This is a genomic window from Kribbella sp. NPDC049174 (assembly GCF_043197365.1).
Lineage (GTDB): Bacteria > Actinomycetota > Actinomycetes > Propionibacteriales > Kribbellaceae > Kribbella.
The window spans coordinates 1797490-1820298 of the sequence record NZ_JBICSZ010000001.1; the positions used below are offsets into that span (position 1 = coordinate 1797490).

21 protein-coding genes are annotated in these 22809 nt (G+C 68.7%); 15 read left to right on the forward strand and 6 right to left on the reverse strand.

From position 1 onward, the window contains the following. Window positions 1-189: 189 nt before the first annotated feature. Genes ACGFIF_RS08505 through ACGFIF_RS08515 form a run of 3 tightly spaced genes read left to right on the forward strand, consistent with a single transcriptional unit; the run spans window position 190 to window position 3628 of the window. The gene (locus ACGFIF_RS08505; protein ID WP_393152869.1) at window positions 190-1830 is read left to right on the forward strand and encodes an FtsX-like permease family protein; all 1641 of its coding nucleotides are present in this window, start codon (window positions 190-192) and stop codon (window positions 1828-1830) included. Between the two features lie 57 nt (window positions 1831-1887). Beyond that, on the forward strand, window positions 1888-2499 hold the full coding sequence (locus tag ACGFIF_RS08510) for a DUF5998 family protein (protein WP_393152871.1): 612 nt from the start codon (window positions 1888-1890) through the stop codon (window positions 2497-2499). Between the two features lie 4 nt (window positions 2500-2503). Beyond that, the gene (locus ACGFIF_RS08515; protein ID WP_393152873.1) at window positions 2504-3628 is read left to right on the forward strand and encodes an alkaline phosphatase family protein; all 1125 of its coding nucleotides are present in this window, start codon (window positions 2504-2506) and stop codon (window positions 3626-3628) included. Here ACGFIF_RS08515 and ACGFIF_RS08520 read toward each other — a convergent pair. Further along, window positions 3625-5286: a S8 family serine peptidase gene (locus ACGFIF_RS08520; protein WP_393152875.1), complete on the reverse strand. Its 1662-nt coding sequence runs from the start codon at window positions 5284-5286 to the stop codon at window positions 3625-3627. The two genes, ACGFIF_RS08515 and ACGFIF_RS08520, sit on opposite strands and share 4 nt — an antisense overlap. A 120-nt stretch (window positions 5287-5406) precedes the next feature. Here ACGFIF_RS08520 and ACGFIF_RS08525 point away from each other — a divergent pair, with 120 nt between their 5' ends. Continuing rightward, window positions 5407-6060 carry a thymidine kinase gene (locus ACGFIF_RS08525; protein WP_393152877.1) on the forward strand — a complete coding sequence of 218 codons (654 nt, stop codon included), beginning with the start codon at window positions 5407-5409 and terminating at the stop codon, window positions 6058-6060. Next, window positions 6057-6878, forward strand: a complete 822-nt coding sequence (locus tag ACGFIF_RS08530) for a sulfurtransferase (RefSeq protein WP_393152879.1) — start codon at window positions 6057-6059, stop codon at window positions 6876-6878. The genes ACGFIF_RS08525 and ACGFIF_RS08530 overlap by 4 nt, the downstream gene beginning before the upstream one ends. On the opposite strand, the gene ACGFIF_RS08535 is transcribed toward ACGFIF_RS08530, so the two are convergent. After that, on the reverse strand, window positions 6875-7789 hold the full coding sequence (locus ACGFIF_RS08535; RefSeq protein WP_393152881.1) for a zinc-binding dehydrogenase: 915 nt from the start codon (window positions 7787-7789) through the stop codon (window positions 6875-6877). The genes ACGFIF_RS08530 and ACGFIF_RS08535 overlap by 4 nt on opposite strands. A 174-nt stretch (window positions 7790-7963) precedes the next feature. Here ACGFIF_RS08535 and ACGFIF_RS08540 point away from each other — a divergent pair, with 174 nt between their 5' ends. Both ACGFIF_RS08540 and ACGFIF_RS08545 read left to right on the forward strand, forming a co-directional pair. After that, window positions 7964-8674 carry an AraC family transcriptional regulator gene (locus tag ACGFIF_RS08540; RefSeq protein ID WP_393152883.1) on the forward strand — a complete coding sequence of 237 codons (711 nt, stop codon included), beginning with the start codon at window positions 7964-7966 and terminating at the stop codon, window positions 8672-8674. Window positions 8675-8740: 66 nt separating this feature from the next. Further along, window positions 8741-9796 (forward strand): DUF4185 domain-containing protein, encoded by a 1056-nt coding sequence (locus ACGFIF_RS08545; protein WP_393152885.1) that lies wholly within the window; start codon window positions 8741-8743, stop codon window positions 9794-9796. Here ACGFIF_RS08545 and ACGFIF_RS08550 read toward each other — a convergent pair. Together ACGFIF_RS08550 and ACGFIF_RS08555 are read right to left on the reverse strand one after the other, a co-directional pair. Then, window positions 9793-10260: a GNAT family N-acetyltransferase gene (locus tag ACGFIF_RS08550; RefSeq protein ID WP_393152887.1), complete on the reverse strand. Its 468-nt coding sequence runs from the start codon at window positions 10258-10260 to the stop codon at window positions 9793-9795. The two genes, ACGFIF_RS08545 and ACGFIF_RS08550, sit on opposite strands and share 4 nt — an antisense overlap. A 40-nt stretch (window positions 10261-10300) precedes the next feature. Continuing rightward, window positions 10301-12214 carry a hypothetical protein gene (locus ACGFIF_RS08555; protein WP_393152889.1) on the reverse strand — a complete coding sequence of 638 codons (1914 nt, stop codon included), beginning with the start codon at window positions 12212-12214 and terminating at the stop codon, window positions 10301-10303. Window positions 12215-12322: 108 nt separating this feature from the next. Between ACGFIF_RS08555 and ACGFIF_RS08560 the strand changes: the two genes are divergently transcribed. The 3 genes from ACGFIF_RS08560 to ACGFIF_RS08570 all read left to right on the forward strand — a co-directional run bounded on the left by ACGFIF_RS08560 (window position 12323) and on the right by ACGFIF_RS08570 (window position 15535). Next, window positions 12323-13105 (forward strand): alpha/beta fold hydrolase, encoded by a 783-nt coding sequence (locus tag ACGFIF_RS08560; protein ID WP_393152891.1) that lies wholly within the window; start codon window positions 12323-12325, stop codon window positions 13103-13105. Between the two features lie 131 nt (window positions 13106-13236). Then, window positions 13237-14616: an ABC transporter substrate-binding protein gene (locus ACGFIF_RS08565; RefSeq protein WP_393152893.1), complete on the forward strand. Its 1380-nt coding sequence runs from the start codon at window positions 13237-13239 to the stop codon at window positions 14614-14616. A gap of 4 nt (window positions 14617-14620) precedes the next feature. After that, a complete protein-coding gene (locus ACGFIF_RS08570) occupies window positions 14621-15535 on the forward strand; it encodes a carbohydrate ABC transporter permease (protein ID WP_393152895.1) in 915 nt (304 codons plus the stop codon). Window positions 15536-15573: 38 nt separating this feature from the next. Here ACGFIF_RS08570 and ACGFIF_RS08575 read toward each other — a convergent pair whose 3' ends face one another. Then, on the reverse strand, window positions 15574-16767 hold the full coding sequence (locus ACGFIF_RS08575) for an RNA-guided endonuclease InsQ/TnpB family protein (RefSeq protein ID WP_393152897.1): 1194 nt from the start codon (window positions 16765-16767) through the stop codon (window positions 15574-15576). Window positions 16768-16829: 62 nt separating this feature from the next. Here ACGFIF_RS08575 and ACGFIF_RS08580 point away from each other — a divergent pair, with 62 nt between their 5' ends. From ACGFIF_RS08580 to ACGFIF_RS08600, 5 genes are read left to right on the forward strand one after another with little or no spacing between them, the layout of a single operon-like run. After that, window positions 16830-17711: a carbohydrate ABC transporter permease gene (locus tag ACGFIF_RS08580; RefSeq protein WP_393152899.1), complete on the forward strand. Its 882-nt coding sequence runs from the start codon at window positions 16830-16832 to the stop codon at window positions 17709-17711. After that, entirely contained in the window at window positions 17708-18586 is an 879-nt protein-coding gene (locus tag ACGFIF_RS08585) for an NAD-dependent epimerase/dehydratase family protein (RefSeq protein WP_393152901.1), read from the forward strand. The genes ACGFIF_RS08580 and ACGFIF_RS08585 overlap by 4 nt, the downstream gene beginning before the upstream one ends. Then, window positions 18587-19840 carry an enolase C-terminal domain-like protein gene (locus tag ACGFIF_RS08590; RefSeq protein WP_393152903.1) on the forward strand — a complete coding sequence of 418 codons (1254 nt, stop codon included), beginning with the start codon at window positions 18587-18589 and terminating at the stop codon, window positions 19838-19840. A gap of 60 nt (window positions 19841-19900) precedes the next feature. Beyond that, entirely contained in the window at window positions 19901-21154 is a 1254-nt protein-coding gene (locus ACGFIF_RS08595; protein ID WP_393152905.1) for an ROK family transcriptional regulator, read from the forward strand. Beyond that, the gene (locus ACGFIF_RS08600; RefSeq protein ID WP_393152907.1) at window positions 21151-21708 is read left to right on the forward strand and encodes a GNAT family N-acetyltransferase; all 558 of its coding nucleotides are present in this window, start codon (window positions 21151-21153) and stop codon (window positions 21706-21708) included. The genes ACGFIF_RS08595 and ACGFIF_RS08600 overlap by 4 nt, the downstream gene beginning before the upstream one ends. Here ACGFIF_RS08600 and ACGFIF_RS08605 read toward each other — a convergent pair. Beyond that, window positions 21705-22808, reverse strand: a complete 1104-nt coding sequence (locus ACGFIF_RS08605) for a Gfo/Idh/MocA family protein (protein WP_393152909.1) — start codon at window positions 22806-22808, stop codon at window positions 21705-21707. The genes ACGFIF_RS08600 and ACGFIF_RS08605 overlap by 4 nt on opposite strands. Between the last annotated feature and the right edge of the window lies 1 nt (window position 22809).

A 22809-nucleotide genomic window follows, 5' to 3' on the forward strand; every position in this document is an offset into this window, starting at 1 on the left:
CTCCCGGTCTTCCCTCGTCACTCCAGTCGCTGTGCACATTGCCACGCCTCCGGCGCGGCAGGTCATGGGGCTTCGACTCCCGTCCTTCCCTCGTCACTCCAGTCGCTTCGCTCCCTACGCTCCTCAGTCCAGGCCGGGAGGCCCCATGACCGGGCTCCCTACGCTCCTCAGTCCAGGCCGGGAGGCCCCATGACCTGCCTCGGGCTGCGTTTCGTCCGCCGGCCCGGCCCCGGCGGCCGCGCGGCCAACCTCGCCGCTCTCGGCGCCACCGCCGTGGTCTCGCTGCTCATCACCTTCCTGATCGCCGGATCCCTCGGCCTGGTTCACCGCTCGGACCGGATCGGCTGGCGCGGCGCCGACAAGGCCGACCCGGCGACCGCGATCGGTGCCATCAACCAGGACGACGAGCAGAAGGTCGACGGCCACCCGATGCTCCGCCTGGACCTTGCGACCCTGCGAACCAACGAGCTCCCACCACCTCCCGGCCTCGATCACACCCCGAAGCCAGGCGAGGTCTTCGTCTCACCGGCACTCGCCAAGCGCTGGTCCAGCCTCAGCAAGCAGTACGGCGTCGAGCAGCCGACCGGAGTGATCAGCGACAAGGGCCTGTCGTCACCGGAAGAACTGATCCTCATTCGCGGCGTCGCACCCAGCGCCGTGGGAGAACACCCGCAGTACGTCGCCAGTTGGCGCGACAACATCATGGACAGCCGCATGTTCGGCCTGCTGATCGCTGTTGCCTTCGGCATCGCTCTGGTGCTCTTCCCACTGCTCAGCCTCGTCGGCCAGGCCGCAGGCGTCGCAGCCAAGCGCCGTGAGCATCGCCTCGCCGCGTTGCGCCTCGCCGGGGCCACCAGGACCCAGGTGCTGTGGCTGAGCGCTGTCGAGCAGGCAGTACTCGGCCTGGCCGGTGCCTTCGTCGGTCTGGTCGGCTACACGGTCCTGACTCCGCTCATCGCTCGCATCCCGTTGGGCGGCGGTCGCTGGTTCGTTCAGGACATCACGGTCAGTTGGTGGAACGTGCTCGTCGTACTGGCCGCCGTACCGGTCCTGTCCGTGATCAGCGCACTGATCGGGCTTGGCCGCGTCAGCATCACCCCACTCGGCGTCGTGCGGGGTCAGACTCGCAAGGCGACCAGTGCGCTGCGGCTGGGGTTGCTGGTGATTGGACCAATCGTGCTGGCGTACTACGGCATGCAGGCAGCCGTTCTGCCCTTGCTGATCGGGATTGGTATGGCTGCACTCGCAGTACGGGTGATCGGGCCGTGGGCGGTGCAGGTGATCGGCAAGACCATGGCGAACCTGGCGAACGGTCCGGTAGCGCTGCTGGCCGGGCGGCGACTGGCTGACGATCCGAAGGGCGCTTTCCGGCCGGTCGCCGCGCTGGTGCTGAGCGGCTTCGTCACTGGCTTCATCTCGGTGTTCATGCCGGGCGAGAACGAGGACCCGTCGTACCAGGACATGCGCATCGGGGTCGCGCTGCTCTTGGCACTGGTGTTCCTGACCGTGGCCGCCTCGACCGCGGCCGGAGCAGTTGGTACGGCGCTGGACCAAGCAGGCCCTGCCCGTGCGCTGCGGCGGTCCGGGGTGCCGTTGTCGGTGATCGAACGCTCGGCCCGGCTGGCGGCCGTCGTACCGGTGATCGGGGTCGGACTGCCCGTGGTCGGGTTCGGTGCGCTGTGTGGGCTGGCTTTGAGCGGCGGCAAGGTCATCACGGAGGGGAGTTCGGGCGCTTTCCTGCTGGCGGGACAGATCGTGGTGGGGCTGGTGCTGGTCGCCGTCGCGGGTGCCGCCGGGGCGCCGGTGTTGCGGAAGGCAAGTGCGAACTGATCGCGGTTGTCCACAAGGGGAAATCGCGCTGGGACCGGGTCGTGCAAGGATGAGGGCATGCGTGACCTCAATGTGCCGGAACTCGCAGATGTCTCCTCCGCGCTCCGCGAGGCGATCGATCGGTGCGGCTACTACCCCGACGTGGTGACGGATTCGCTCGCGGTGGCGATCGCGGGCGAGCCGATCACCGCGTTCGTCCTGCAGCACGAGCCGACGTTCGACCGCGACGAGGTCCGGCGGCACATCACCATCCTGGCGCTCACCCCGACCCGGCTGATCGTCGGGCACACCGACGAGCACGCCGCCGACGAGCTGATCCGCGCGCCGTACGCGTCGACCTCGACCGAGGCGATCCCGCTCCAGCGGGTGAACGCGGTGGTGGTGAACCGTGTCGTGCCGAATCCGGCCGGCTACGCGTCCGGCAAGTCCGACCCGGCGGTGGCCGGCGGCGGTGAGGTCGTGCTGACCATCGGCTGGGGGATGGTGAACCGGATCGACCTCGAGCCGGCCGTCTGCGCCGACCCGAACTGCGAGGCCGACCACGGCTACACCGGCTCCGTCGCGGCCGACGACATCTCGTTGCGGATCAGCGCGGCCGCCGACGGTCCGGCCGGGATCCAGCAGGTGCTCGACTTCGCGCAGGCGCTGTCGTTCGCCACCAGTAGGTAGTGCCGTGACAGTGGCCGTAGCACCGCAGTACGGCGGTGGATCGCTTGCCGACGTGCTGCCGTCAGTGGCCGGTGCACTGTCCGTCCCACACGAGCAGAACCTCCTCGGTCTACCGCCGGCGCCCCGGTACGCCGTGCTCCTCTTCGACGGCCTCGGGTGGAACCTGCTGCAGCGGAATGCGGACGTAGCCCCCTATCTGTCGTCCCTGCTGCCGACCGGTCGCAGTCTGACCGCCGGAGTGCCGTCGACGACTGCGGTGAGCCTCACCAGCCTGGGCACCGGCCTGCCACCGGGCGCACACGGCATCGTCGGCTACACGTCGATCGTGCCCGAGTCAGGTGCGCTGCTGAACGCTTTGCAGTGGGATGCGGCGGTGGACCCACGGCGGTGGCAGCCGCACGGCACCGTCTTCGATCGGGTAGCCGCCGCCGGCGTCGCCACGCGGAACGTGAGCAAGGCCCGCTTCGACACGTCCGGGCTGACCGCCGCCGCATTCCGGGGGAGCGCCCACCGCGGTGCGGACACGATTCAGGACCGGCTGGACGCGACCCGCTTCGCGAGCCGCGAGGGCAAGTCGTCGCTGGTCTACGTGTACGACTCCCAGCTGGACTACACCGGTCACAACGAGGGGGCCGACTCCTGGCAGTGGCGCAAGGAGTTGGCGGCTGCCGACCTGTTCGCCCAGCAGGTCCGGTCCGCGCTGCCGCGGGACGCCGTTCTGCTGGTCGTCGCCGACCACGGGATGATCGACGTGGCGCCCGAGGACCGGGTCGACCTGGACGAGGAGCCCGCCCTGACCGACGGGGTCCGGCTGATCGGTGGCGAGTCGCGCTTCCGGCACTTGTACTGCGTGGACGGCGCGGAGGCCGACGTCGTGGCGGCCTACCAGGACCGGCTGGGCGACCTCGCGTTGGTGCTGCGCCGCGAGGAGGCGATCGCGCGTGGATGGTTCGGCGGCGTCGAGGACCGGGTCGCGCCGCGGCTCGGGGACGTGGTGGTTGCCACGCTGGGTCCGGTGGCGCTCGTGGCCGGCCGTCGCTTCGCGAAGGAAGCCGATCTGATCGGCCTGCACGGGTCACTGACGGACGACGAGATGGCGATCCCGCTGCTCGTCGATCCAGGGGTCTAGAAGCTCCAGACGTTCCAGAAGAAGCTTGCCTGCGAGGTCTTCGCCTCGCCGTCGCGAGCCGTGACGGTCACCTTGTACCGACCGGAGCCGGGGGTGAGGACGCCGGTGATCCAGCCGCGCTCGGCGTCGATGCTCAGGCCCGGTGGGAGGCCGGACGCCGAGTAGCTGATCTCGCCAGTTCCGCCTGTGCCCTTCAGCAGCAGCGGAATCGCGGGTGCGCCGCCGAACCCGAGCTGGTCGGACGGCTTGGTGATCGTCACCGCGCCCTGCGGCTGCGGGGCCGCCGCACCGACTGCCTCGGCCGCGTCGACCATGCCTTCGCCGTAGTACGAGTTGTTCGCCTGCGAGCCGATGCACTCTGCGGACGCACCAGGTGGGCAGGCCAGGTCGTTGGCCTGCTCGGCCAGCTTGGCGCGGACCTGCGCGGTCGTCAGCTTGGGGTCCATGCTGCGGAGGAGTGCGGCGACCCCCGCGACATGCGGCGACGCCATCGACGTACCGCTCATCGACTCGTAGCCGCCGCCCGGGACGGTCGAGTAGACGCTTTCACCGGGAGCGGCGACGTTGATCTTGTTCTCGCCGAAGTTGGAGAACCGCGACTTCGCGCCCGCCGCGTCGACCGACGCGACCACGACCATGCTCGGCAGTTCGGTCGGCAGGCTGATGCAGTCGTTCGTGACCGTGCGCAGCGCCGGGGTCGAGTCGTTCGGGCTCGAGTCGTCGTCGGTCTTGGCGGCCAGGTTGTAGTCCTCGTTGCCGGCCGCGGCGACGTTCACGACTCCCTTGGAGTCCGAGTACGCGACGGACCGCCGGACCGCTTCCGCGATCGCGTCCTGGTCCGGGTCCGACGGGCACAGGAACAGCCACGGGTCGACGTAGTAGCTGTTGTTGGTGATCGAGACGCCCTTGTCGGCGGCGAACATGAACGCGCAGACCGTGTTCTCCGGGAAGAACAACTGGCTGTCCGCCTCGGCGACGCGGATCGACGAGACCTTCACGCCCGGCGCGACACCGACCATGCCGGCGCCGTTGCGGGCCGCCGCGATCGTGCCGGCCACGTGCGTACCGTGCTCGCCGACCGGCCGCCAGGCACCGGGCCGGGTGTCGGCCTTGCCATAGGCGCAGGAGGCGGACTTGGTGGCGTCGAAGTTCGCCTTCAGATCCGGGTGCTGGTCGTCCACCCCGGTATCGAGGACTCCGACGGTGATGGTCTTGGCGCCCGGGTTCTTGTCCCAGGCCCGGTTCGCGCCGATCTGGGCCATGTCTGGCCGGTCTGTCTCCGGAGTGGTGCTCGGAACCTCCGGCACCTGTGCCGGGACGGCCGGGGCGCCGACATCGGCGGGCAGGTCCGAGGTGCGGGTCGCGCCGGCCTTCTGGACACCGTCGACGCCGCGCATCTTGGTGACGAAGTCGGTCGCGGTCGAGTGCGCCACGATCACGCCGATCGCGTCGTACGTCGCGTAGACGGTGCCGCCGTTGGAGGTGATCGCGCCGGTCACCTTCGCGGTCTGCTTCGGCTCGGTGATGACCAGGTAGGCCCGCAGTCCCGCCGTCGCCTGAGCCGGCGCGGCGGACTGGACCGGAACGGCGGCCGCCGGCAGCGTGGCGGACGCGGTCATCAGGCAGGCCGCGAGGAGCAGGACCAAGGCTTTGCGCACGATCCATTCAAACCGGACCGGGGCCCAGAACCCAAGCCGACCCTCGAAACGGTACCGACCTGGTACGACGCGCCACCCCGAGGTGCGGGGTGATCCGCTGACTTGGCAGGATGAACGCCCGTGGCTGAGCTGCTCTACTTCACCGGGACCATGGACTGCGGCAAGTCCACCCTCGCCCTCCAGATGGACCACAACCACAAGGCCCGTGGCCGGCTCGGCCGGATCTTCACCAGCCACGACCGGGCCGGCGAGTCGGTCCTCTCGTCCCGGCTCGGGCTGGCCGCCACGGCGATCGAGGTGCGCCCCGAGTTCGACTTCTGGGAGTTCGTCGTCGGCGAGCTGACCCAGGGCGGCCGGATCGACTACGTGGTCTGTGACGAGGCCCAGTTCTACAGCGCGCTGCAGGTCGAGCAGCTGGCCCGGCTGGTCGACGAGCTGCAGATCGACGTGTTCTGCTTCGGCATCCTGACCGACTTCCGCGCCACCCTGTTCCCCGGCTCGGCCCGGTTGGTCGAGCTCGCCGACCGGATGGAGCTGCTCCAGGTCGAGGCATTGTGCTGGTGCGGTGAACGCGCCACCCACAACGCTCGTACGATCGGTGGTGAGATGGTGACGGAAGGCGAGCAGCTGGTGGTCGGTGACATCGTGTCGCGTGACCACGAGGTCGCATACGAGGTGTTGTGCCGCCGGCATCACCGGCGCCGGCTCACCCAGGCCCGAGCCCGCGCCACGCTGTCACCAGAGGTACTGCCCTTCGGAGGAGCCGCATCATGAGCCCACTGATCACCGTCGACGAGCTGCGGGCCGCGGCCGACCGGCCGGTGCTGATCGACGTCACCTGGAACCTGGCCGGACCGCCCGGCCGGGCGGCGTACGACGCCGGCCACCTTCCGGGCGCGTACTTCGTCGACCTGGACACCGAACTCGCCGGACCGCCCGGTTCCGGCGGCCGCCACCCGTTGCCGGCAGCAACCACTGTCACCGCGGCCCTGCGCCGGGCCGGCGTCGGCCCGAGCACTCCGGTGGTCGTCTACGACGCGGCCAACTCAACGGCGGCCGCGCGAGCATGGTGGGTCTTCCGGTACTTCGGTGTCCGCGACGTCCGCGTGCTCGACGGCGGCCTCGCGGCCTGGCAGGCGGCTGGGGGAGAGGTGACCACCGACGTTCCGGCGGACGGGGACGGCTCGTTCATCGCCACGGCCGGCCACATCCCGCTCCTGGACGCCGACGGCGCGGCCGACGTTGCCGCAGCCGGAGTTCTGCTCGACGCTCGAGCGCCGGAGCGCTTCGCCGGTGAGGTCGAGCCGATGGACCCGGTCGCCGGCCACATCCCCGGCGCCGTCAACGCCCCCACCACCGCCAACGTCGACGAGACCGGTCACTTCCTGCCGGCCGACGAACTCCGCGAACGCTTCGAGAAGCTCGGCGTCAACGACTCCACCCAGGTAGGCGTTTACTGCGGTTCAGGCGTCACGGCCGCCCATGAAGCCCTGGCCCTGGAAGTCACCGGCATCCCCGCCACCTTGTACGTCGGCTCCTGGTCGGAGTGGATCACCGACCCGACCCGCCCAGTAGCGACCGGCAAGGCCTAGGGCAGTACGACGACCTTTCCGGTGGCTTGGTTGGTCTCCATGTAGTGGTGGGCCTCGACGATGTCGTCCAGGGGAAAGACCCGATCGATGTTGGGCCGGTAGGCGCCGGTCTCCACCTCGCGGACGATTTGCTGCAGCACGGGCGTGCCCGCGGTGCCCTTGAGGGTGTCGCTGTGGAAGGCGGTGAGCTTGGTTCGGGGCGGGATCATCGCGATGGCTTCGAAGTTCGGGATGGTCCATCCGCTGAGCGAGCCCGCCACGCAGACCGTCCCGCCACGACGGACCAGGTGCAGCGACTCCACCGTCGTACTCGCGCCGACGAGGTCCAGGACATAGTCGGGCCCCTCGGGCCAGATCGAGTGCAGGCTCGGCGCCAGTGGTCCGCCGGTGTCCAGGAGCACGTGGTCGACGCCGGCCGCGGTCAACGCGGCGACCTTGTCTTGCCGCCGGGTCGTAGCGGCGGTCTCGAGGCCGTAGCCGGAGGCAATCGACGCGGCCGCCATGCCCACCGAGGAGGTTCCTCCACGGATCAGCAATCGCTCCTTGCCGCCCGGTACGACGCCCAACGCGTCCAGCGAGCCGTGTGCGGTCAGATAGGTCTCGGGTAGTGCGGCCAAGACGTCCCAGGGCAGTGTGGTGCTGATCGGCATCAGCAGCGAGTTCGGCAACAGGGCGTACTCCGCATAACCGCCGTCGAACTCCCGGCCCATCTCACCCATCACCGCGGCAACGGTCGTCCCTTCGGGCAATCCGGGATCGGTCGAGGCGGCCACGACTCCGACACATTCGATCCCGAGCACCCGCGGGAACCTCACGGTCGGCGAATGGCCCTGACGGGTCCTCAGCTCCGACCGGTTCAGGCCCGCGCCCATCACCTCCACCAGGCTCCAGCCGGCTCGACCCGCCGGCACCGGCACCTCATTGATCTCCAGAACCTCCGGGCCACCCGGCCCGCAACAAACCGCCGCTCGCATCATCATGCCTGCAGTGTTGCCAGCCGACGGCGTGACCGGCCACCGGTAAAATGCCAACTTATGCCCGTTGGCCGCCAAGTTCCCCAGTCACAGCTGTGGCCGTCCGCAGGGATGCATCTGTGGCCGTCGGGTGGAACAAGCTCAGCGCATTCCCACCCACGGGGACATCTGGTGTACGCCGCCCGCGGCGTCCTGTCGGTTCACACCGAACGCGGGACCTCGATCGTTCCGGCCAATCGCGTCGCCTGGATCCCCGGCGGGTTCACCCACTACCACCGCGCGCACGGCAGCACGGATATGCGGATCCTGTTCCTGCCGGCCTCCCTGGCCCGGCTCGTACCAGGTCATCCGGCCGTGTTCATCGCCTCCGACCTCGCCCGCGACCTCCTGCTCGTCCTCACCGGTCCACCCGACCGTGCCCAGGCCGCCCGCGCGCGCCTGCGTCGAGTCCTCGTCGACGAACTCCACGAGGCCCACGAGCAGCCTTTGCAGCTGCCAGAGCCACGCGACGATCGACTGCGAGCCGTCGCTGGGTTGCTGTACGACACGCCCGGAGACAACACCTCCTTGGCCGAACTCGGGCAGACGATCGGAGCCAGTGGCCGCACTCTCAGCCGACTGTTCCACGATGAACTCGGCATGACGTTCTACGAGTGGCGCACCCAGCTACGCATCTACCACGCGCTGGTGCTGCTCGCCGACGGGCATGACACCACCCACGTCGCCCACGCCTGCGGTTGGTCGAACCCCAGCAGCTTCATCGCAGCCTTCTCCAACCTCGTCGGTACCACCCCGGGGCGCTACCGGACAGCGAGGTGTTGACTTCGCAGGGTGGTTGCGGGATCGTCCGGAGAAATCGATTTCCAATCCGCCCCTGGGAGTCACCTCATGAAGCGATCCACGTTCCTTCGCGCTGTTCTCGGTGCCGGTGTGGTGGCCGCCGTACCCGGTCTGCCGGCCGTCGCCAGGAGCCAGGCCGTCCTGACGAACAAGGTGGCTGACCTGACCGGGCCGGGGTTGACGGACCGGTTCCGGATGGCGGCGACGGATCTCGGCATCCCGGTCCGGACGCCGGACGGCCGGATGCTGTTCATGTTCGGCGACACCTTCGAGCAGCCGGTGGTCGGTGGCGGCTGGTGGCGGTCGCCGGTGGCACTGTGGTCGACCACCACGGACCTGAACAGCGGGGTGACGTGGTCCGGGGCGGTCGGGGGAGCGGCCGCGCAACAGTTGTGGGAGTACGAGCACGACAACCCGGTGTTCTCGACCGTGCTGCCGTCGGACGTGATCACCATCGGTGGGTCGATGTACCTGCACGCGATGGTGAACAAGGGCCTGGGCAACGTGGTCTGGACCGAGATCTGGCGCAGCGACAACTCGGGCGCGAGCTGGTATCACACCGGCGCGAAGTTCGACCCGAACATCGACGGTGGACTGTTCCAGTGCCTGTCCTGGGGCGAGGGCAACGACGGGTACGTGTACGTCTACTCGACCGGCTTCCAGCGGAACAAGCCGATCATCCTCAAACGGGTCCGGAGCAACCAGATCGCCAACCCGGCGGCGTACGAACCCTGGGGCTATCGCGACGGCGTCTGGGCCTGGGGCAATCCGGCGACACCGATCCTGTCCGGCAGCTTCGGCGAGCTCTGCCTGCGGCCGCTGGGCGGCAAGTGGGTGCTCACCTGGTTCAACGCCGGCGACTACCGGATCGACGGCATCATCATGGACACCCCGACCTCGAACCTCTACACGGCGTACCGGCAGACGCTGATCTACGGCGGCGCCTGGGGCTCCGAGGACGACAACCACGTCGCCCAGCTGTACGGCGGCTACATCATCCCCGGTTCCACGCTCAGCGACATGCACCTGTCGGTCAGCCAGTGGAAGACCGACGCCGGCTGGCCCTATCGAGCCATGCAGTTCCGCGTCCGCGGCTTCGGCTAGAGCTCGAGGACCATCGTGTCCGAAGTCTCGACGGTGCCCACCTTCTCGAAACCGAGTGCGCGGTAGAGGTTCGCCGCAGGGTTGTCGGGGTCGACGCTGAGACTCAGCCGCTGGTACGGCGCAGTCCTGATCAGCTCGGTCATCACCGCGCGGGCGATGCCCCGGCGGCGGAACGAGGGGGAGACGCCGAGAGACAACTCGGGGACGTCGTCGGCGAGGTAGCCGTAGCCGGGGCGATCGGCGGTGAAGAGCCGGGCCCAGGCGGCTCCCGCCGGTGTTCCGTCGACCTCGGCGATCACCCCGAAATCGGTCGGGCGCGGCCAGCCGGCGACGTACCGCCAGGCCTTGTCCTCGGCGCGCAGCTTGTCGAGGGTGAACCAGGGCGTCCCGTCCCAGTTGTAGGCCTCGAGCAACATCTCGGTCAGGAAGGTGAAATCGTCGGCGGTCGCGGGTCGGAGCAGCATGGCGTCATCCTCGCCGACCGGCGACCGCACCTCCACCGGATTAGAGCTCGATCCGGACCAGGTTGCGGCCCTTCACCGCGAACAGCGCGGCACCCCGCGGATCCACCCCGAGCTTCGGCTCGCCGCCGAACCACTCACCGGCCAGACCGCCCACGAACGATGTCACGGTGAAGGTCTCCAGGTCGATCGCGTAGACCGCGTTCCCGTCGGTCGAGTAGGCGATTCCGTCAACGACATGCAGATCCGAGCCCTTCGTGCCCGCCCTGACCGTCCGCGTCACGCGCCGGCGACTCACGTCGTACTGGAAGACCCAGCCGCTGCTGGTGATGCCGTAGAGGCTGCCGCAGGAGTAGGCGAGCCCCGGGATCACGGCGGCGCCCGCGACGGGCTCGACCTGCCAGAGGAGCTTTCGCCGGCGCAGGTCGAACGCGGCCAGTCGAGCGGTCGTGGTGGCCGGCGGCAGTCCGAGGCCTTCCTGGATGTTCGTACCGAGGTAGACCACACCGGCGTGACACACGACGGCGTACGGGCTCTGTCGCGGCACGACACCTCGGTACGTCGTCCATTCGCCAGTGCGCGGCGAGTGCAGGGTCAGTGCACCGTTGAGCTGGCCGGGCTCGGGTTGCGTCGACATCGCGATCAGCCCGGTCGCGTGGTCGTAGGCGAGGTCGCGTGGCCGGTCCTGCTGGTTGCCGGTCTTGCCGAGCAGTGTGGCCGATTCCTGACCCGGTCGATGCGCGTACAGCAGGCCCTGCGTATACACGCCGAGGTAGGTCGTGTCCTTGACCGTCAACGCTGTCTTCGGTTCGCCGGGGATGCCGAGGCGGGTCCGGGTGCCGGCGGTCGGGTCGTGGATGTCCGCGCCACCTTTGCCGCCGACGTACACGCGCCTCCCGTCGGAGTGAACCGACATCGGCTGCTCGGGCGCTGCCTTGAATCCGCGCTGGACCAGGTTGACGAAGTCGAGCGTGCGCGTCGCTGGATCGAAGACGAAGACGGCTCCGTCCTGGACGCCGTACACCTTTCCGTCGTGGGAGAGCAGCCGATGGGTGGCCGCCTCCGGCTGGGGGACGCCGAGCGGCTCCACGTCGCCACCCACGATCGGGGTCCGGTAGAGCATCCCGCTGGGCCGGCCCGCGAAGTAGAGATGGTCGCCGTGCAGGAGGACCGAGGTGATGTACTTCTCGCCCGTCACCGCGATCACCCGGTGCTCGGCCGGCGTGGCCTTGGACAGCAGCAGCGCCTCGCCGTTGGACGAGATGCCCGCGGCCAGGTGAGTGTCCGAGATGTGCATGCTGGCGACGAAGTCCCGGGCAGCCAGCTCGGCCGGCAGGATCTCGGTCTTGGCACCGGTCGCCCGGTCGATCGCGATCAGGTGCGCGTGCGGCCCGATCCCGATGTACACCGTGGTCTCGTCGGCCGCGACGCTGCGCGCGTAGGCCTCGCCCGGCACGATCTCGCCGAGGTCGCGGCTGGTCCCGGTGACCGGGTCGTACTCGATCACGCGGCCCGGGTCGGAGATGGCGAGGTAGACCTTGCCGTCCGGGGAGGAGGCGATGTTCCAGATGTACGGCCACGGATAGCTGCCGACCTTCGTCACCTGGCTGGTGACCGTATCCAGCCGGTAGAGGTCGGACTGGCCGTGAGTCGCGACGTAGATGTCGGTCCCGACCGCGCACATCGCCCAGATCCCGATCCCGGTCGGAATGTCGAAGTGTGCGGTCACCGTGTCCTGGCCGAGGTCGTACGACCCCACGACGTTGGGCGCCAGCCCGCGTGTCCCGGCGTACAGCACGGAACCGGCGAAGTCCGCGTTCCCGAGCGGCGTGGTGACGCTGGCCGGACCAAGATCGGTGACGGTCCCACGTGGTGTCGTGGGCGCGGCGTGAGCGGCGGCGGGCGGTAACAAGGTCGCGGCAGCGGCGAGCTGCAGCACTCTTCGGCGCGGGATCACACGTACCCCTTTCGGTCAGGACCGTAATTGCATCCCCACAGGCTAGAGCATCAAACCGTTTCGGTCATGGCCTAAATTCAACTTCGTTCGGCGGAGCATGATGGAGGCATGGGCGAGTACATCGATGCAGGGGGAGTGCGGACGTACTGCGAGGTCACGGGCGAGGGAGATGCCGTCGTCCTGATCCACGGTGGCGCGACGACGGGGGAGAGCTGGGCGGCGCAGGTACCGGCCCTGGCCGCGCGCTATCAGGTGTTCGTCCCGGACCGTCGCGGGCACGGGCGGAGTCCGGATGTGGACGGGCCGGCGACGATGGACGGATATGCCGCGGACCTGGTCGAGTTCATGACCGCGCTGAGGCTCGATTCGGCCCATGTCATCGGCTGGAGCGACGGCGGCAAGGTCGCGGTGCGGATGGCGTTGAGCCGTCCGGACCTGGTCCGGAAGCTGGTGATGATCGGCACCGAACTCACCAGGGCCGGGGGAACGCCGGCCAACGACCGCCTGATGACGACACCCGAGGGCCTCGAGCAGCTCTCGGCGATCGCCCGGTCGGACTACGAGCGGTTGTCTCCGGACGGTCCCGAGCACTTCGGCGTCGTCTTCGCCAAGTGGACCCGGATGTGGACCTCGATCCCGGACATCGAGCCCAGCGAGCTGGCGCACCTGCCGATGCCGGTCCTGCTCATGCAAGGCGACGACGACTGTGTGCGCATCGAGCACAACACGGCAGTCGCGCGGGCCATCCCGGACGCGCAGCTTGCCGTCATCCCGGGTGGCTCGCACGCGGTACCGCTGGAGAAACCTGACCTGGTGAACGACCTCCTGCTCGATTTCCTCACCGACCCGCAGACGCCCAAGTTCATGCCCCTGGGTGACCTGAACAGCTGACCGAAAGTGCCGCCGAAATCGGTCCGGCTCTACCCATTGAGAAAGTAACACGCTTGGTTTAACTTACTCGGGACTTAGTCGATGTGTGGCTCAGAGCACGTCGGCGGCATCCGGAAACCTGAGGAGTTCCGATGACGAGAGTGAGCAGGTGGGGCGCCGGACTGGGGCTGGCAGGGCTGGTGCTCGCGGTCGCCGGTTGTGCGGACGGTACGACGCCGGCCGCCGAGGCCGGCGGGGCGATCGACGAGAACGCGCCGGTGACGATCACGATCGGGGACCGCCCGACCCCGGACAAGCCGAACGACATCGCCGCGTTCGAGCGCAACATCAAGAAGTTCACCGACGCCCACCCGAACATCACGGTGAAGTCCACCGAGACGAAGTGGGACGCGCAGACCTTCCAGGCGCAGGTGGCCGGCGGTTCGCTGCCGACCGTGATGAACATCAGCTTCACCGAGCCGGCCAACATGATCCCGAACAAGCAGCTGCCGGACATCACCGACGAGCTGAAGCTGGTCGACCTGACCAAGGACCTCAACCCCGATGTCCTGAAGATCGTCCAGGACGACGCCGGCCGCATCTACGGCGTACCGATCGATGTCTTCTCCGTCGGGCTGGCCTACAACCGGGCACTGTTCAAGCAGGCCGGACTGGACCCGGACAAGCCGCCGACGACCTGGGACGAGGTCCGCCAGTACGCCAAGCAGATCACCGAGAAGACCGGCAAGGCCGGCTACGCGCAGCTGACCAAGGACAACACCGGCGGCTGGATGCTCACCACCATGACCTACAGCATGGGCGGCTCGGTGGAGAGCGAGGACGGCAAGAAGGCCACCTTCAACGACGCGCCGACCAAGAAGGCGCTGCAGTTGCTGAAGGACATGCGCTGGACCGACAACGCGATGGGCAGCAACTTCCTCTACAACCAGGAGGAGATCCGGCAGGACTTCGCGGCCGGCAAGATCGGCATGATCCTGCAGGCGCCGGACGCCTACGACATGTGCGTGAAGAACTTCGGCATGAAACCGGCCGACTACGGTCACGCGGCGCTGCCGCAGGACGGCGGCCCGCACGGCACGCTGACCGGTGGCTCGCTGAAGATGATCAATCCGAAGGCGAGCAAGAACGAGATCGTCGCGGCGCTGAAGTGGATCAAGTCGCAGGAGTTCGACAAGTACACCACCGAGAGCCTCGCGGTGCAGAACGCCAAGGACACGATCGCCGACAAGGGCTTCGTCGGCCGGCCCGGCATCACCCCGCTGAGCCAGGCGACCTACGACCAGTACAACAAGTGGCGTGAGCCCTACGTCAACGTCCCGGTGAAGCAGTTCCAGGGCTACATCGACTCGACCACGTCGCTGAAGCTGCTGCCCGAGCCGCCGAACAAGGGGCAGGAGGTCTACGCCCTGCTCGACCCGGTCGTGCAGCAGGTGCTGACCAAGAAGGACGCGGACATCGACAAGTTGCTCACCGACGCCGCATCGAAGATCGACGCGCGCCTGGCCCGGTAGCCGAATGTCCCTCCTCCGTACGCCGAAGTCCGGCCGGAGCGTTGCCACCTGGTACCGCTCCGGCGGACTGAGCGCCATCGTCTTCGCCCTGCCCCTGGTGCTGACCTTCCTGTACTTCTCCTGGGGCCCGATCGTCCGCGGCCTGGTGCTCAGCTTCCAGAAGAACAACCTGGTCACTACCCCGGAGTGGGTCGGGATGGCGAACTTCAGCTACGTGCTGACCGACCCGCAGCTCCCGCAGGCGGCGGTCAACACGCTGTACTTCGCCCTCCTCGCCCTGATCTTCGGCTTCCCGGTCCCGCTGTTCCTGGCCGTGTTCATCAGCGAGCTGCGCAGCACCGGCTGGCTCTACAACGTGTTCTCCTACCTGCCGGCCGTGGTGCCGCCGGTGGCGGCGATCCTGCTGTGGAAGTTCTTCTACGACCCGAGCGGTTCCGGCGTGTTCAACGCCGTACTGGGCTGGTTCGGTATCGGGCCGTTCGCCTGGCTGAACTCGCCGAACCTCGCGATGCCGGCCATCGTGCTGGAGGCGACCTGGGCCGGTGCCGGCGCCACGTCGATCATCTATCTGGCCGCGTTGACCGGCGTACGGACCGAACTGTACGAAGCGGCCGAGCTGGACGGCGCCGGGATCTGGAAGCGGGTCTGGCACGTCACGCTGCCGCAGATCCGCGGCATCATCCTGATCATGATGCTGCTGCAGCTGATCGGGACGTTCCAGGTGTTCACCGAGCCGTTCCTGTTCACCGGCGGCGGTCCGGACAACGCGACCACCACGATCCTGCTGCTGATCTACCGGTACGCGTTCATCAACGGCGACTTCGGCGCCGCGACCGCGCTCAGCGTCCTGCTGGCCGGGGTCCTGTGCGTGCTGTCCGTCGTCTACCACTTCCTGACCCGGCGCTGGAGCATCACTTGACGTCCTCCCCGCCGTCAATGACGAGGATTACAGCTCAGCTACGTGGAGGTAGTGAGTTGAGGTTCACGCTTCACAGACATCCGTACTGGCTTGTCTCGGCGCGCACTGACCGCCCGTCCGGCGGCGATGTTGATAGCGGCGTTCACATCAGCGTGGTCGCTGTGGCCGCAGGACTGACACCGGAACGCTTGGTTCTCGCGGTTCCCAGGTGCACAGTGCCCGCAGCGCGAACACGTCTGACTCGTGTACGCCGGACTGATCCTCTCGACCCGGCCAGCGCCTTTGTGCTCGAGCCGCTGGACCAGCAGTCCCCAGCCCCTGTTAAGGACGCCCCGGTTCAGGCCGGCCTTGGCGCGTCGCCGGTTCGGCAGGTAGCTGCCCGGCCTGGCCGGGTCCGGCTTTGGTGTTGGCCGCCGCGTCATCTGCGGGACACGGAGGTCTTCGACACGGATCACGTCGAAGCGGCGCGCGAGATCGGTCGAGGTCTTCTCGACCCAGTCCTTGCGGCGATCCGCGGCCCGGGCGTGCAGATTCGCGATCGCGGCTTTGACGCGTTTCCTGCGGTTCGAGCCGCGCTGGGCGCGGGCGAGTCGGCGCTGAAGGTGCACCAGTCGCCGCCGCTCGGACTCGGACGACCCTGGGCAGTTGAGCAGTTCCCCGGTAGACAGGGCCGCGGAGACCGTCACGCCACGGTCAATACCGACGACCTCGCCGGTGCCAGGTGGGGGGATCGGGTCCGGTACGGCGGCGAACGCGATGTGCCAGCGCCCGACGCGGTCACGGGTGATCCGGTACGACTTCGCGTCAGGCAGTGCGCGGCTGACCCGGACCCGTACCCAGCCGACCTTCGGGACCAGCACCCGCGCCCACTTGCGGCTGACCTGTTCGACGCGGCCGGCTTGCGGGCCTACGATCCGGAACCCTTCGTGCTGTCCTGCTTTGCGCCAGGTGGGGCGGTGGTGGCTGCCAGCGAGGTGGTTCCTGCGGGCTTGGTCGAAGTCCCGCAGCGCTTGCTGCTGGACGGTTTGCGACCCGGCGCGCAGCCAGCCGAACACGGCGCGCGCCTCGGTCAACTGCCGCGCCTGCTCAACAAAACCCGGTGTCGGGTGTCCATCGGGCGTCCACATCGAATACTGCTCGACAGCCAGGTTCCACACGTACCGCGCATGCCCGCACTGCGCCAGCAACCCCGCAGCCTGCGCCGATGCGGGATACAACCGGTACCGAGACATGCATCCAATCCAAACAGCCACCGCCGACAGGTCGGCGACAAGTTCGAGGGGAGGCAGTCGCGATGAGTGACGAGCGCGGCATCATCTCCGTGGCCGACCGGAAGCGGTCGCTGATCCGGTACGGCCTGCCCACGATCCAAGTGCTGCTGTTCATCGGTGTCGTCATCGCCGGCGTCGGACCGCTGCTCTGGTTGCTCAAATCGGGCCTGTCCACCAGCCAGGACATCCTGCGCGGCCCGATGCAGCTGTGGCCGTCCGGGATCCAGTGGCAGAACATCCCCGACGCCTGGACCCGCGTGCAGATCGGGTCGTACCTCGGCAACACCGCGATCATCGCGATCGGCTCGCTGCTGTCGACCTTGTTCGTGTGTACGACGGGCGCTTTCGTACTGAGCGTGTTGCGGCCGAAATGGGGACCCATCGTCACCGGCGCCGTCCTGGCGACGCTGTTCCTGCCGGGCGTGATCTCGCTGGTCCCGCTCTACCTGACCATCCTCAAGATGCCGCTGCTCGGGTTCAACCTGCAGAACACCTTCTGGGCGGTCTGGCTGCCGCAGGCGGCCGGCGCGTTCAACATCCTGGTGATGAAGCGGTACTTCGACTCGATCCCGCGCGAGCTGATCGAGGCGGCCAGGATCGACGGCGCGAGCAACCTGCGCCTGTTCACCTCCCTGGTGCTGCCGCTGTCGAAGCCGATCGTCGGGGTGGTCGCCCTGCTGACCGTGATCGGTTCCTGGAAGGATTACCTCTGGCCGCTGCTGGTGCTGCCGGATCCTCGGCTGCAGCCGATCTCGGTGGCCCTGCCGCGGGTGGCCGAGACGACGGAGATCTCACTGCAGATGAGTGCCCTGTTCCTGGCGGTGCTGATCCCTGTGGTCTTGTTCTTGGTGTTCCAGAAGCAGTTCCTGAGAGGTGTGGGGATGTCGGGAGGAATCAAGGAGTGACGTCATCACTCAACGGCCGGCGGGTGCTGGTGACAGGGGCGGCCGGGCGCATCGGGATGGTCACGGTTCAGCACCTGACCGAGCTCGGTGCCCTGGTGACCGCGCTGTCGAATGTCGAGCGCCCGGACCTCAAGGCCGACCGGGTCCTGATCGGCGACACCCGGTCGGAGGCCGACGTCGCCGCGGCGCTCACCGATATCGAGTACGTGGTCCATCTGGCCGCCCTGGCTCACCCTTCGGCCGGTACGCCGTACGACGTCTACACCATCAACGTGGTGTCGACGTTCAACGTGCTGGCCCAGGCCGGTGCGCTCGGCATCGACCGGGCGGTGATCGCCAGCAGCATCAACGCGACCGGGATCCCGTTCAACCCGCACGAGATCCGGCCGGCGTACTTCCCGCTGGACGAGAAGATCCCGGCCGATGTCGGCGACGCCTACTCGCTGTCCAAGCAGAACGACGAGAACGCTGCCCGGATGGCCTGGCGGAGGTGGGGGATCGACGTGGTCGCGTTCCGGTTCCCCCACGTCAACTCGGTCGACGTACTGCAGAAGCAGGCCGACGGGGCGCGCCGTGATCCGCGCGGTGGACTGCGGGAAGCGTGGAGCTACCTGGACTCGCGGGACGCGGCGTACGCGATCGAGCTGGGGCTGACCGCGCCGTTGTGGGGGGCCCACACCTTCTTCGTGGCGGCTGACACCACGAATGCGCCGTACGAGACCGAGGCTCTGCTGGACGCCTTCGCGCCGGAGGTGCCGCGGCTGCGGCGGTTCGTCGGGCGCGAGGTGCCGATCGACCTGACCGCGGCCCGGACCGTGCTCGGCTTCCGGGCCCGGCACGAACTCGACCTGCCGACCCTTCCCTTGGAGATCTGAATGCCCTCGAACTTCGACCAGCCCTGGCCGGTGCGCGACGACGTACGGATCCGGGAGGTGAAGGCGATCGTCACCGCGCCGCAGGGCATCCCGCTGGTCGTGGTGAAGATCGAGACCACCGAGCCGGGTCTGTACGGCCTCGGCTGCGCGACCTTCACCCAGCGGTGGAAGGCGGTGCAGACCTTCGTCGACGAGCACCTGGCCCGGCTACTGGTCGGTCGCTACCCGGGTGACATCGGCGACCTGACCCGGCTGGCCTCGTTCTCCGGCTACTGGCGCGGCGGACCGGTGACGAACAACGCGATCTCCGGCATCGACCAGGCGCTGTGGGACATCGCCGGCAAGCGGGCCGGTATGCCCGTGTACGAACTGCTCGGCGGAAAGGTCCGGGCGGCCGCCGACACCTACATCCACGCCAGCGGCCGCACGATCGAGGAGACCCTCGAGCACGCGCAGAAACTCGTCGCGCAGGGCTGGCGGCACATCCGGCTGCAGATGTCGACACCGGGAGGCGGCGGGTACGGCGCTCCGCAATTGCCGACGCTCTATCCGGACTCGCCGTACCACAACGGCTGGTCCGCCCGGGACTACCTGCGGACGACCCCGGAGCTGTTCGCCGAGGCGCGCCAGGCGCTCCCGGACAACATCGAACTGCTGCACGACGTCCACTCGAGGCTGACGCCGAAGGAAGCCGTGCTGCTCGCCCGGTCCCTCGAGCCGTACGGGCTGTTCTTCCTCGAGGACGTGCTCCCGCCCGAGCACTGGGACCGGCTGCCCGAGGTGCGGGCCGCCTCGCCGGTTCCGCTGGCGGTCGGTGAGCTGACCACGTCCATGGGCGACGCTGTCCGGCTGGTCCGCGACGGCGGGGTCGACTTCATCCGGTCGCACGTGTCGGACATCGGCGGCCTGACCCCGGCGCGCAAGCTCGCGGACCTGGCCGAGCTGTGCGGGGTGCGTACGGCGTGGCACGGCCCGGGTGACACGTCGCCGATCGGCGCCGCCGCGAACGTCGCGCTCGACGTCAGTTCCGTTGCCTTCGGCATCCAGGAGGGCCACCTCTACAACGAGGCGACCCACGAGGTGTTCCCCGGCACGCTGCGGATCGAGGACGGCTGGCTGAGGCCGAACGAGGCGCCCGGCTGGGGGATCGACCTCGATCTCGAGGCGGCCGCCCGTTATCCCGCGCAACTGTCCGGACACGACGAGTGGGCGGCCGGCGTACGACGCATCGACGGAGCCCTGGAAGCGCCGTGACAACGGTGGTCGCGCAGTACGATCTCGGCTAGTCACGGGCAGATACGGGGAGGTGGGCAGGTGCCGGACAACGAGGAGCTGAGGCGCGCCGGGGCGAACCAGTACGACCTCGGCTCCTTCAACGAGGCCGTGATCATCGAGACGATCCGGCTGGCCGGCACCATCAGCCGGACCGAGATCGCCCGGCGCACCGGGCTGACCCAGCAGTCGGTGTCGCGGATCCTGCGCATCCTGCTGCAGCAGGGTCTGCTGGTCGAGGAGGCGCAGGAGCGGGCCGAGCGCCTGGGCAAACCGCGGACGCCGGTCCGGATGCGGTCGAACGCGGCCCACGCGGTCGGCATCCACATCGACCCCGAGTTGCTCACGGTCGCGGTCGTGGACCTCGACGGCACGATCGTGCGCCGGGAGACCGTCGATCTGGCCGACGATCTGAGCGCTGACAAGCTGGTCGACCTGACCGCCGCGACCGTGACCGCGGCGCTCAGCATCAGCCAGGTCGACCTCGCCTCCATGCTCGGTGTCGGCGTCGCCGTACCCGGGCCGATCAACGCCGACGGCACGCTGCTCGCGCTCCCACTGCAGCCGGCCTGGCGCGGTCTGAAGATCCGGCACCTGCTCCAGGAGAAGCTCAACCACCCGGTCCTGGTCGAGAAGGACGGTACGGCGGCCGCCATCGGCGAACGCTGGATCGGCCGGTCCGCCCGGGCCCGCGATTTCGCCTACCTCTACCTCGGCACCGGTGTCGGCAGCGGCCTCATCCTGAACGGCTCGATCTACCGTGGCGGTACGGCGAACGCCGGGGAGTTCGGCCAGATCGCGGCGCTGCGGATGGGGGAGTGGGACACCGTCGACGGTCCGCGGATGGTGCCCGAGTGCAACCCGACCGCCTCGCTGCCGGTGATCGCGGCGGAGTACGGGTACGTCGAGACCGACCCGAGTGCGACCGACGAGGCGAAGCGGTACAAGGCCGTCTGCAAGGCGGCGGCCGATGGCGACGAGGCGGCCGTGAAGGCGGTCACCCAGGTCGCCCGGGTGGTCGGTCAGGGCACAGTCGGTCTGGTCGATCTGCTCGACATCGATCTCGTCGTCCTCGGCGGACCGGCGTTCGGCAAGGAGATCTCGGAGATCTTCCTGACCGAGATCGGCCGGGCCGTGAACGCGCATCCGGTCGCGCGGGAGACCCGTCCCGTCGCGGTGGAGGAGTCGATGCTGCAGACCGACGCGGCCGCGGTCGGGGCCGCGTCGACGATCTTCCACGACGCGTTCACCCCTCGCGTCAGCGGGTCCAGTCAGGCACGTAGGCTGCCGAAGTGATTTCGCCTCGCCAGCTCACACCAGAAGTCCAGCTCCGGATCGCGACCCTCGACGACGCGCCCGCGCTGGCCGACGCCTACACCCGCAGCTGGGACCACCTCAGCCCCTGGGAGCCCGCCCGTCCGGAGAACTGGTTCACCCCGGCCGGTCAGCTGGAGCGCCTCACCAGCATCCTCGAGCGTCACAAGAACGGCTTGGTCGTGCCGTGGCTGCTGATCGAGGACGATCGCGTCGTGGGTGCCTTCACCTTGAACGATCTGGTTCCCGGTCCGTTCCGCAGTGCGAGCCTCGGGTACTGGCTCGCGGTCGACGTCGTCGGTCGCGGTCTGGCCACGCGTGCCGTCGACGCGGTCGCGGAGATCGCCGACGCCGAACTGAAGCTGCACCGGATCGAAGCCAGCACGCTGACGAACAACGCCGCATCGCAACGCGTCCTTCAGCGCACCGGCTTCGCCCAGATCGGCTTCGCGCCGACATACCTCCACATCGGCGGCATCTGGCAGGACTGCAACCTCTACCAGCGCATCCTCAACGACAGGGCTCCGGGAGCTTAGTCAGGCGGGAGGCGGATGCCGCGGGAGACGTCGACGTCGTCGTAGCGCCCCTCCAGTACGTCGATGAACTTCACCGGCCGCTGGAGGGTCGAGGCGATGTACACGGCTCGGACGGTGGCGAGTGCGTCGATCGCGTCCTGGACCGTGATCCCCGGCTGACCGCCGTCCGCGATCGCGCCGAGGATGTCGTCGTACTGCGCCTTGTGGCGTCCGGGTTCACCCGGTTCCACCGGGACGTCGTCCTTCGCGCCGTCGACGTTGAACCGCCGGAGCCGGTCGTCCTCGACTTCGGCGCCGCCCTCGGTCCCGTGCACCGACACCCGCGTCCGGCCACCGGGATAGGCCGCGGTCGTCGCATGCAGGGTGGCGACGGCCCCGGACTCGAAGGTCAGCGTGGCAACGACGGTGTCCTCGACCTCGACCGCGTGGTGGGCGGCGCGGAGAGCCTGCGCCTGGATGTTCACCGGTCGGCCCATGAACCACAGCAGCAGGTCGACGGTGTGCACGCCCTGGTTCATCAGCGCGCCGCCGCCGTCCTGCGCCCAGGTCCCACGCCAGCCGGCCGAGGCGTAGTACTCGTCGCTGCGCCACCAGGCAACCGTCGCGACGGCCGACGTCAACTGACCGAACCGGCCGGCCTGGATCGCGTCGTGGACGAGCACGCTGCCGGCGTCGAACCGGTGCTGGCTGATCACGGATGACACCACGCCCTGGCTCGCCGCCCGGGTCGCGGCCGCGCCGAGGCGCCGCGCCCGGGTCAGTTCGACATCGAGCGGCTTCTCGATGACGACGTGCTTCTTCTCGTTGAGTGCCTGCTCGGCCAGCGCGGCGTGGGTCCCGCTGGGCGTGCAGATCGCGACCACCGAGATGTCCGACCCGCTCAGCGCGGCGGCCAGGTCGTCGTACACCGCGGGCTCCGGGTGTCCGGCCTCCTTCAGCCGGGCAGCCAGCGCCTCGCGGGCGGCGGCGTCACCGTCGACGAGTGCGGTCACGGTCGCATCCGGCCGCTCGGCGATGGTGTCGGCGTGGGTGCGGCCGATGATGCCGCACCCCACGATCGCGACCTGGTGCTGTGTCGGGCCTTTGTTTGGCGCAGCCATC